Annotated in this window: 10 protein-coding genes; 4 read left to right on the top strand and 6 right to left on the bottom strand. The window is 66.4% G+C overall.

The annotated features are described in order from the left end of the window. The first annotated feature begins 139 nt into the window (after positions 1-139). Positions 140-1294 (top strand): rod shape-determining protein RodA, encoded by a 1155-nt coding sequence (gene rodA, locus WAQ08_RS02730; RefSeq protein ID WP_422189104.1) that lies wholly within the window; start codon positions 140-142, stop codon positions 1292-1294. Positions 1295-1408: 114 nt separating this feature from the next. Continuing rightward, on the top strand, positions 1409-2071 hold the full coding sequence (gene coq7 / locus WAQ08_RS02725; protein ID WP_422189103.1) for a 2-polyprenyl-3-methyl-6-methoxy-1,4-benzoquinone monooxygenase: 663 nt from the start codon (positions 1409-1411) through the stop codon (positions 2069-2071). Positions 2072-2129: 58 nt separating this feature from the next. On the opposite strand, the gene WAQ08_RS02720 is transcribed toward coq7, so the two are convergent. The 3 genes from WAQ08_RS02720 to WAQ08_RS02710 all read right to left on the bottom strand — a co-directional run bounded on the left by WAQ08_RS02720 (position 2130) and on the right by WAQ08_RS02710 (position 6332). Next, complete coding sequence (locus WAQ08_RS02720) at positions 2130-2552, bottom strand: OsmC family protein (protein WP_422189102.1); 423 nt, start codon at positions 2550-2552, stop codon at positions 2130-2132. Positions 2553-2884: 332 nt separating this feature from the next. Next, positions 2885-5008, bottom strand: a complete 2124-nt coding sequence (locus tag WAQ08_RS02715; protein WP_422189101.1) for an ATP-dependent helicase — start codon at positions 5006-5008, stop codon at positions 2885-2887. 52 nt (positions 5009-5060) lie between these two features. Then, complete coding sequence (locus WAQ08_RS02710) at positions 5061-6332, bottom strand: alpha/beta fold hydrolase (protein WP_422189100.1); 1272 nt, start codon at positions 6330-6332, stop codon at positions 5061-5063. A gap of 174 nt (positions 6333-6506) precedes the next feature. Between WAQ08_RS02710 and WAQ08_RS02705 the strand changes: the two genes are divergently transcribed. Next, entirely contained in the window at positions 6507-7634 is a 1128-nt protein-coding gene (locus tag WAQ08_RS02705; RefSeq protein ID WP_422189099.1) for a septal ring lytic transglycosylase RlpA family protein, read from the top strand. A 38-nt stretch (positions 7635-7672) separates the two neighbouring features. Continuing rightward, complete coding sequence (locus WAQ08_RS02700; RefSeq protein WP_422189098.1) at positions 7673-8545, top strand: DMT family transporter; 873 nt, start codon at positions 7673-7675, stop codon at positions 8543-8545. Positions 8546-8655: 110 nt separating this feature from the next. Here WAQ08_RS02700 and WAQ08_RS02695 read toward each other — a convergent pair whose 3' ends face one another. The 3 genes from WAQ08_RS02695 to WAQ08_RS02685 form a co-directional block, all read right to left on the bottom strand. Next, positions 8656-9174 carry a hypothetical protein gene (locus WAQ08_RS02695; protein ID WP_422189097.1) on the bottom strand — a complete coding sequence of 173 codons (519 nt, stop codon included), beginning with the start codon at positions 9172-9174 and terminating at the stop codon, positions 8656-8658. Positions 9175-9192: 18 nt separating this feature from the next. Continuing rightward, a complete protein-coding gene (locus WAQ08_RS02690; protein WP_422189096.1) occupies positions 9193-9843 on the bottom strand; it encodes a hypothetical protein in 651 nt (216 codons plus the stop codon). A gap of 370 nt (positions 9844-10213) precedes the next feature. Beyond that, the coding region (locus WAQ08_RS02685; RefSeq protein ID WP_422189095.1) for a phospholipase effector Tle1 domain-containing protein at positions 10214-10497 on the bottom strand (284 nt) is incomplete at its 5' end.

Here is a 10497-nt window from a genome sequence, read left to right as displayed (position 1 = left end):
CCGCGCCGCCAGTGCGTGCCAGCGCGCCAGCCGCCAGCCCCGCGCCTTCTCCCGTTCCTGCCCCTGCGGCCCCTCGCCCCCAGGCCCCGGCGCCTTTCTCCGCTACGCCACCACGGCCCGCGGCCCCCGCGAGCACGCCATGAACATCGCCTTTGAAAAACCCTCGCTGTGGCAGCGCGTCAAGCCCGTGCTGGCCGGTTTCGACTGGCCCCTGCTGCTGATCGTGCTGAGCCTGTGCACCATCGGCCTGGGCGCGATGTACTCCGCCGGCTACGACCACGGCACGCGCTTCATCGACCAATCGCGCAACATGGCGCTGGCCGCCATCGTGCTGTTCACCGTGGCGCAGATCCCGCCGCAACGGCTGATGGCGCTGGCCGTGCCCCTGTACGCCATGGGCATCGTGTTGCTGCTGGCCGTGGCCGCGTTCGGCATCACCAAGAAGGGCGCCACGCGCTGGCTCAACGTGGGCATGGTGATCCAGCCCTCGGAGATGCTCAAGATCGCGATGCCGCTGATGCTGGCCTGGTGGTTCCAGCGCCGCGAGGGGCAGTTGCGCGGGCTGGATTTCGTGGTGGCCGGGATGCTGCTGGCGCTGCCGGTGGGCCTGGTGATGAAGCAGCCCGACCTGGGCACCTCGCTGCTGATCCTGTCGGGCGGGCTGTACGTGATCTTCTTCGCGGGCCTGAGCTGGAAGCTGATCGTCCCGGTGCTCATGATCGGGGCGGCGGGGATCACGGCGGTGGTAGTGTCCGAAGAGCGCATCTGCCAGCCCGGCCTCGATTGGGTCGTGCTGCACGAATACCAGAAGCACCGCGTCTGCACCCTGCTCGATCCCACGCAGGATCCGCTGGGCAAGGGCTTTCACATCATCCAGGGCATGGTGGCCATCGGCTCGGGCGGCATCAGCGGCAAGGGCTTCATGAAGGGAACGCAGACTCACCTGGAGTTCATCCCCGAGCGCACGACCGACTTCGTCTTCGCCGCCTACGCCGAGGAGTTCGGCCTGGTGGGCTGCCTGGTGCTGCTGTTCCTCTTCCTGTGTCTGATCTACCGGGGGCTGATGATCTCGGCCCAGGCGCCGACGCTGTTCTCGCGCCTATTGGGGGGCAGCATCTCGCTGAGCTTCTTCACCTACGTGTTCGTGAACATGGGCATGGTCAGCGGGATCCTGCCGGTGGTGGGGGTGCCGCTGCCTTTCATCAGCTATGGGGGCACGGCCATGGTCACGCTGGGGCTGGGGCTGGGCATCCTGATGTCGATCGCCAAGAGCCGGGGGCTGATGCAGCGGTGATGCAACGCTGAGGCAGCGTTGGCGATGGCGTGAACGGCGGGGGGCAGGCCCCGTGTTCAGGGCCTTGTTGCGCTGGCGCAGGGTTTCCCCTGCCGGATGGACTACGATCCCCGCATGAGCGAGATTTCCCAAGCCGCCGCGCCCTTGCGGCACAGCCCGCTGGACCGCGTCCTGATCGCGGTGGACGACGCCCTGCGTACCGTGTGGGGCACGCACGTGGCGGGCCGCCCTTGTCCGCGCCCGGCGCTCGAAGGCGAGCCGCTGTCCGAGGCCGACCGGGGTGAAGCGGCCGCGCTGATGCGGGTGAACCACGTGGGCGAGGTCTGTGCCCAGGCGCTGTACGCCTCGCAGGCCTTGGGCACGTCCGACCCGGCCTTGCGCGCCCATTTCAAGGCCGCCGCCGATGAGGAAACCGACCACCTGGCCTGGACCGAACAACGCCTGCGCGAACTGGGCGGGCGCACCAGCCTGCTCAACCCGCTGTGGTACGGCGGGGCCTTCGCCATCGGCCTGCTGGCCGCGCGTGCGGGCGACAAGGTGAGCCTGGGCTTCGTGGTGGAAACCGAGCGCCAGGTGGAGCAGCACCTGCACAGCCACATGACGCGCCTGCCGCCGGGTGACACGGCCTCGCGGGTCATCGTGGCGCAGATGCGTGACGACGAGGCCGAGCACGCGGACGCGGCCCAGAAGGCCGGCGGTGTGCAGCTGCCGTTGCCGGTGCGTACCCTGATGCGTGCCGCAGCCAAGGTGATGACGATCACCGCCCACCGCATCTGACGGTGGCCTCGGGCAGGGCCTTTACAGGCCCGAGCCTGATCGGGTCAGCGCAGGTCGCTCAGGCCGCCACGATCTCGAAGCTGGTCGTGATCTCGGCCGTCTTGGCCAGCATGATGCTGGCCGAGCAGTACTTCTCGTGCGACATCTGGACGGCGCGCTGCACGGCGTTCTCCGTCAGGTTCACACCCGTCACCACGAAGTGCATGTTGATCTTGGTGAAGACCTTCGGGTCGGACTCGGCGCGGTCGGCCGTGAGCTTGACCGAGCAGCCGCGCACATCATGGCGGCCCCGCTTGAGGATCAGCACCACGTCGTAGGCGGTGCAGCCACCGGTGCCGGCCAGCACGGTTTCCATCGGACGCGGGGCCAAGTTGCGGCCGCCGCCATCCGGGGCGCCGTCCATGTTGATGACGTGGCCGCTGCCGGTTTCGGCCATGAAGGCCATGCCCGAGGCGGGCTGCCAGTGGATGGTGCATTCCATCAAGGTCTCCGTGACGCGCCCGGGCTACCAGACACGCTCCATTCATCAAAGGTGTAAATATGTGATTGTGCCGTGCTGCTGCCAATTGACGGAATGGTCCGGTGGGCGTTTAATTTCTTATAGGTGCCCATGGGCATTGGGTGTAAACCCTTGTCTGAGATGGCTGCATTTCGTACAATTTGATACGGCTGTGGAACCATTCCTGCGAAGGCGGGTTCTCAGCTGTGTTTTTGTTTGTCTCCTCCACCCTCCTCCTTTGGTGGATTTAAGCCCGGGCCGATCCGTCGACTCGGGCTTTTTTTCGGCTGTGCGGGGCCGCGCCGCCGTGCTGCTCAGGGCTGCTTATTGAGCGTCTGCGCCGAGGTCTTGGCCTTGGCGGCCATTTCCTCACGCAGGCGGCGCAGCTTGTCGCGCGGGCTTTCGCCGGGCACGGCGCCCGGGGCGCTTTCGCTCAGCTTCATCTCGGCGATGAAGCGGCTGGGGATCGCCTGCACGTACTCGCGGCCCTTCTTGCGGCGCTTGAGCGCGCTCACGGCCAGCGTCAGGCGCGCGCGGGTGATGCCCACGTACATCAGGCGGCGCTCTTCCTCGACCTGCGCGGGCAGGATGTCGCCCTCCTCGCGTGAGAAGGGCAGCGAGCCCTCGTTCACGCCGGCCAGCACCACGTGCGGCCATTCCAGGCCCTTGGAGGCGTGCAGCGTGGACAGCGTCACCACGTTTTGGTCGGTGTTGCGTTCGGCCAGGCTGGTGATCAGCGAGATCAACTGGGCGATCTCGATCACGCTCTTCTTCTCGGATTCGACGGACATGCCGCCGTCGTTCTCGATCTCGCCGCCGCAGCGCTTGGCCACCCAGTCGATGAAATCGAGCACGTTGGTCCAGCGGGCCGCGGCGATTTTCTCGTTCTCTTCGTTGTCGTACAGGTGCTGCTCGTAGCCCATCTCCTTGAGCCATTCGAGCAGCAGCGCCTTGGCGTCTTCGCTGCCGTAGGTCTGGCGGGCACGGTACTCCAGGTCGTTCACGTAGCGGCCGAACTCGTGCAGGCTGCCCAAAGCGCGCGCGCTCAATGATGCGGCCAGCGATTCGGAGAACAGCGCCTCGAACAGGCTCACCTTCCACTTGCCGGCGAATTCGCCCAGCGTGCCCAGCGTCTGGTGGCCGATGCCGCGCTTGGGTGTGTTCACCGCGCGCAAAAACGCCGGGTCGTCGTCGTTGTTGAGCAGCAGGCGCAGCCAGGCGCACAGGTCCTTGATCTCGGCCTTCTCGAAGAAGCTCTGGCCGCCCGACACCTTGTACGGGATGTTGGCCTTGCGCAGTGCCTGCTCGATGGGGCGGGCCTGGTGGTTGGCGCGGTACAAGATGGCGAAGTTGCTCCAGTCGGCCTTTGAAGGATCGGCCTGGTTGGCCGCCAGCAGTTGCGCGTGCAGTACCTGGAAGTGCGACACGGCGCGCTCGGCCTCGTGCTCTTCGTTGTCGCACTCCATCAGCTTGACAGCCTCGCCCTTGCCCAGGTCCGACCACAGCGTCTTGGGGAAGAGCTTGGGGTTGAGTTGGATGACGTTGTTGGCCGCGCGCAGGATGGCGCTGGTGGAGCGGTAGTTCTGCTCCAGCGGGATCACCTTGAGGGTGGGGAAATCCTGCGGCAGCTTCTTGAGGTTGTCCAGCGTGGCGCCGCGCCAGCCGTAGATGGACTGGTCGTCGTCGCCCACGGCGGTGAAGATGCCGTCCTGCCCCACCAGCAGCTTGAGCAGTTCGTACTGGGTGGCGTTGGTGTCCTGGTATTCGTCGACCAGCACGTGGTGCAGTTGGTTCTGCCACTTCTGGCGCACGTGCTCGTGCTCGGCCAGCAGCTTGAGCGGCATGCTGATCAGGTCGTCGAAATCCACGGCCTGGTAGGCGGCCAGGCGCTCCTCATACAGCTTCATCACCTTGGCGGCGACGAGTTCGTCGTCGTTGGTGATGTAGGGCGTGACCTGGCTGCTGTTCAGGCCCATGTTCTTCCACAGGCTGATGGTCCACTGCCAGCCGCGCGCCTGCTTGGCGTCGGTGGTGCCGCCGGCATCGCGCAGGATGCTGGTGACGTCGTCGCTGTCCAGGATGGAGAACTGGGGTTTCAGGCCCAGCGCGGTGCCATCTTCGCGCAGCAGGCGCACGCCCAGCGAGTGGAAGGTGCAGATCAGCAGCTTGCCGGCGGCCTTGGGGCCGATCAGGGCCTTGGCGCGCTCGCGCATTTCGGCGGCGGCCTTGTTGGTGAAGGTGATGGCGGCGATCTGCGAGGGGCGCAGGTCGGCACCGTCGCCGGGCTGCAGCAGGCGCGCGATCTTCTGGGTGATCACGCGCGTCTTGCCGGAGCCGGCACCGGCCAGCACCAGGCAGGGGCTGTGCAGGTGCATCACGGCCTCCATCTGGGCCGGGTTCATCGTGGCGGCGCCCGCCTGGGGGGAATGGGAAGACATCAGCACGGCCTTGTTCAGCCCGGGATTGTCTCACCCGGGCTGCCGGCAGGGCTCAGAGGCTGGCGATGAACTCGCCCACCACGTCGGCGAAAGCCTCGGGCTGTTCGGACGCGCTCAGGTGGGCGGCGCCCTGCAGCGTGTGCAACTGCGCGCCGGGGATGCCCTGGGCGATGGTCTCGAGCATGGCCTTGGGCGTACCCTGGTCCTCGCTGCCGGCGATCACCAGCGTGGGCACGCGGATCTGGCCCAGGTGCGCGGTGTGGTCGATCTGGCGGATGGCGGCCGCGCAGGCGGTGTAGCCCTCGGGATCGGTGGCCTCGAACAGGCGCTGGTGGCGGGCCACGGCGGCGGCCTGCTGCTGGCGGAAATCGTCCGAGAAGAAGCGGTTCATCGTGGCCGTGGCGATGGCGCCCAGACCCTGCGCCTGCACGGTGGCGATGCGTTCGGCCACGGCCTGCCGGCCGGCCTCGGGGTACTGGCTGGTGGTGTTGGCCAGCACCAGGGCCTTGACCTTGTCGGGGTGCTGCAGGGCCAGTGTCTGGCCGATCATGCCGCCCATGGACAGGCCCACCCAGATCACCGGGCCGCCTTCGGCCAGCTCGTCGATCAGGCGGGCGGCATCGGCGGCCAGTTCGGCCAGGGTCAGGGGGCCATCGGGGATCTCGGAGCGGCCATGGCCGCGCGTGTCGGGCGTGATCACGCGGTGGTGGCGGGCCAGCTGGTTGGCCGCGGCATCCCACATGCTGTGGTCCTGGCCCAGGGCGTGGCTGAGCACGATGGTCTGGCGTTCCTCACCAGTGGTATCCGCATGGCGCGGTTCGCGGATGGTGGCGAACAGTTTGGGCCGCGTCGTGGTGAAGGCGGGGCGGCCTTCGCCGGAATGCCAGGCATCGTCGGCCGGGTGGGCGGGGGGCTCGATGCCCAGCTCGCGCATGATGCCCAGGGCCTTGGCGAAGCCAGTGTTGGCGGCGGGCACGCCGGCGTAGATGGCGATCTGGAACAGGGCTTCGCGCACTTCATCCGGGGTCAGGGTGTGGGCATTGCCGGGCGTGAGCGAGCCGCGCATGTGGATCTCGAACTCGTCCCAGCGGCCCAGCGAGGCCGTGACGGCCATGACGATGATGCGGCGGGTCTTCCAGTCCAGCCCGGGGCGGCCCCACACGCCGTGCCAGGCATAGTCGGTGATGAAGTGCTGGAACTCGGCATTGAAGCTGTTGGCCTTGGCGACGGACTTGTCGACCCAGGCGTCGCCCAGGGCGGCGCGGCGGTTGCGCATGCCGCGCTCGAAGGCATGGTCGAAGGGAAGCTTGGGTGTGCTGGACATGATGGGGCGGTGCTGGGCGGATGACGTTCAGAACTTCTACCGCATTGTGCCAACGCTGAGGTGCACCATCCCCCCTCTGCGAAGGGGATCCGAAGGTGTGACAGGGTGTGCCACGACGCGAAGGGCATCGGGCTTCGTGTATGGTGACGGGATGCTTGAGCGTCCCATTTCCCCATGCCGATGACGGCGCCGGTGCTTAATCGGGGCCAGTTGTCTGGCCGGTCGCTGCTGCTGTGCCTCACGGCATGCACGGCCTTGTGGCTGGCGGGCTGCGCCAGCGGGCCGGCGCCTTCGCAGGGGGCCGGCAAGGCGCCGCGCACTGGCACCAGCGACCGTGATGGGGCCCCTGCCAATCCGCCGTCGGACTTGGCCCGCGTGCCCGATGCCGAGCCGCGTGTCGAGCCCATCCGCCAGAGCGGGCCCAACAAGCCCTATGTGGTGCTGGGGCAGGGCTACGAGCCGATGTCGGGCGATGTGGCCTTCAAGCAGCGCGGTGGCGCCTCGTGGTACGGCACCAAGTTCCATGGCCGGCGCACGGCCAGCGGCGAGGTCTACAGCATGTACGGCATGACGGCCGCGCACCGCACTCTGCCCATCCCCAGCTATGCGCGGGTGCGCGATGTGCGCAGCGGCAAGGAAATCATCGTGCGCATCAATGACCGCGGGCCTTTCCACAGCAGCCGCGTGATCGACCTGAGCTACACGGCGGCGGTCAAGCTCGACATGCTGCACAAGGGCAGCATCGACGTGGAGATCGAGCGCCTGACCTTCGATCAGATCCGCACCGGCCAGTGGCGTTCGGGCACGGCACTGGCGCAGGCCGAAACCGACGTGCCGCCGCTGGTGACCGCGCCCGCGTCGCCCCCGGCCGAGCCCGCCCCGGTGCTGGCCCTGAGCACGCCCGCTCCGGCGCTGGAGCCGGTCGATCCGGGTGAGCACGATCCCATCCTGGCGCTGGCCTCGCAGCTGGACGATGCCTCGCCTCCATCATCCTCCAACGCTGAGGCGCAGCCTGCCGCGCAGGGCGCCTCGCCGCTTATCCAGGCGCGCGCCTTCACCCCGGCCTCCAAGGGCTTCTGGGTGCAACTGGCGGCCTTCAGCCAGCGCGCCGGGGTCGATGCCTTCCAGAAGCGCGTGGCCGACGAGATGATCAACCTGTCGCCGCTGTTGGGTGTGTTTCAGGAGGGCAAGGTCTACCGGCTGCAGGCCGGCCCCTATGCCTCGCGGGCCGATGCCCAGGCCGTGGCCGGGCGTGTGCGTGAGGCACTGCGCCTGGCGCCCATGGTGGTCGAGCGCCGCTGAACCAGCACCAAGAAGCGCGAAAGTAGAACCACAAGACGATGCTGGCAAGCGGTGTGTGGCCCGTGCTGGGCCTGGTGTTCAACGCCCTGGTGTGGGGCATCTCCTGGTGGCCGCTGCGGCAGCTGCAACTGGCGGGCCTGCACCCGGTGTGGGCCACGGCGCTGTTCTTCGCGATCGGCGCGGTGGTGGTGGGCAGCCTGCGGCCCCAGGCCTGGCGCGTGGTGGCCAGCCAGCCCCGCCTGTGGGCGCTGGCGCTGGCGGCGGGCGCCACCAATGCAGCTTTCAACTGGGGCGTGAGCATCGGCGAGGTGGTGCGCGTGGTGCTGTTGTTCTACCTGATGCCCGTGTGGGCCGTGCTGCTGGCCTGGTGGATGCTGGACGAGTGCATCACGGCCGGCTCCTTGCTGCGCGTGGGGCTGGCACTGGCGGGCGCTGTGCTGGTGCTGCAGCCGGCCGAAGGCGGCTGGCCGGTGTTCGATAGGCTGGCCGACTGGCTGGGCCTGGCCGGTGGCGTGGGCTTCGCGCTCATCAACGTGCTGCTGCGGCAACTGGCGAACGAGGCCTCGTCGTCACGGGCGCTGGCCATGTTCAGCGGCGGGCTGGTGTTACCTGTGGGGCTGGGCTTGCTGCTGACCTGGCAAGGTCAGGTGCCTGCGCCCCCTGCGGCGCAGCCAGGCTGGATGCTGATGGCACTGGGCATGGGGTTGCTGTTCGTGGCGGCCAACATGGCCTTGCAGCATGCCGCGGCGAAGTTGCCGGTGCGCATCACCTCGGTGATCATGCTGACCGAGGTGCTGTTCGCCACGCTGACCTCGGTCTGGTGGGGCGGCGAATCGCTCAGGTGGTCGGTGCTGGCGGGCGGGGCGCTCATCCTCGTGGCGGCTTTCCTGGCCGCGCGCGATGGAGACTGACCAACTGCCGCTGAGATCTCGGCCACCTGGGCGCCGGGTGGTGTCGTGCTCCTACGGGGCGTCTTCTGTGTCAGGATGGCGATACCTCCTCGTAGCCCATCTCACGGCCGTCAATAACGTGTTTCCGTGAAATCACCGCCGGGCACGCCGATCTCGTTGGCTTGCACATACCGCAATTCGCCACTGCCGTTGCTGATCCAGCGCCACACGGCCACGAACCATGCGCCGACGCCGCCTTCATCGGCTCGCAGTTCAGCACCATCGGCGTAGTCGATCACCGCCACGGGCACGCTGTGGGCGTAGACGTAGCGGCGGGCCAGCTTCGCTGCAGAGGCCTCGACACCCTTGGCTGCGGCGGAGACGGCTTGAGGCTGCGTTTCCGCGACAAGCTTCATGCCTTGCCATAGGTACTGCGTCTGTTGCGCACCCTTGGTCTCCCCGCCCGGGCCATAGACCGTCTTGGCGATGCGCAGGCCGTGCGTGTTGTGGGTGTAGCGCGCCAGCAAAGTGTCGGCCTGCCGCACTTCAGCTAGTGCGCCTGTCGGCGCTGTAGGATAAATCACGCTCAGGCTGGCCCGGCACGCGCCGATGCGCAGCGGCGAGCCCGTCGCATCGCGCTGAACGTCCAAACCGCGGCAGCCATGGACTCAAAGGTTGTAGCGATCCAGATCGTCACCGCCGTCCTTGACAACTGGACCGAACCCCCCCGGGCCTGCGGCTCGATTTGTCATCTCCCAACGCATCTTCATGCCATCCGGGGTCCAGAAAAAATAGATCCACAAGGTCTTGTTCGCCCTCTGGCCCGGCTGCGCAGCACGTTTGGACGCCACCACCTCATCCACCACCGCTTGCGGAACGCGGCGCTTGATTTCCAGACGCTGTGTTTTGACAGGAAGCCTGGCGTATTTTTCCTTGACATAGCTGGCGAACGCCTCTCTATTGGGAATGTCCTCTGGCTTCTTGCCTGGGTACTCTGGCTCCTGCCAAGCAAAATCCACCCACTCTGGCAAGCCTCTGTGGTCGCCTGATGCCCCCATCGTGGAAGTCGGCACATTTCGCCATGTCTGCCCTTTCTTGATACCTCCACTAATGGCCCCTGGCTCCATGAACGGTTTTCCATCAGGCAGCACAGCAGACTTCGCAGCGATGCTTCGGCCATTGATAACGCTTCCATAAACAAGGATCATCCCGGGCCCATCGCTGAGTTCTTCTCTGAACGAGTGGCACCCCGCCACTGAAGCAGCAACACCCGGCAGCCATATCAACAGCATGCGTCGGAGTGCATCAGCTTTGGTCATGTTGTTTCTCCTGCTTCCACGCATCATCGGAACTCGGCTTACTTCTTCACTTCGCATCCATTCGGCACCGTTGGCGAAGGTTCATACGTCACCGTAAAACTCGACAGCCAATCCTCGTACTTCTTCATGTCCACCATGCCCACCACCGTGCCGTCGGGACCGCAGGGCTTCTTGAAGTAGGAGACATCTCCTTGGCACGCTGAGTCCTGCTTACACCAGAATGCAGTACTGCGTCCTGTTGCTTGACACGGCTTCCGTCGCGGTAGCCGAAGTAGCGGTCTCCGTTGTCCGGCCACAGACGCTCCATCCAACCGTTGCCAACGCGCGAGTCGTGCAAGATCGGATCGGTCACGACGTTCCAGCCCTGCTGTTAAATCAAGTCTTCTTCAAACTTGATCTTCTGGTTCTTGGCCATATCGATCATCCAAATCAGCGCCACATCGCTGAGATCGCCCTCTGCATAACCGCCCCCGATATCCGAATGCGCCCCCACGAAGCCCCGCTCGATTCGGTTGTAGCTGTTGGATGTGGCCGCGCTTGCATGGATCGATTCGCCGTTGAAGTCCGCTAAACCGCCTCGGTGTTCATTCAACGCGACGGCATGCACGGCCAAGCCGACTGAATCGGGAATGGCGAAGTCATAGTTCTTCTCAT

Source organism: Aquabacterium sp., from assembly GCF_049274795.1.
Taxonomy (GTDB): domain Bacteria; phylum Pseudomonadota; class Gammaproteobacteria; order Burkholderiales; family Burkholderiaceae_C; genus Aquabacterium.
This window is presented reverse-complemented; position numbering and strand designations above follow the sequence as displayed.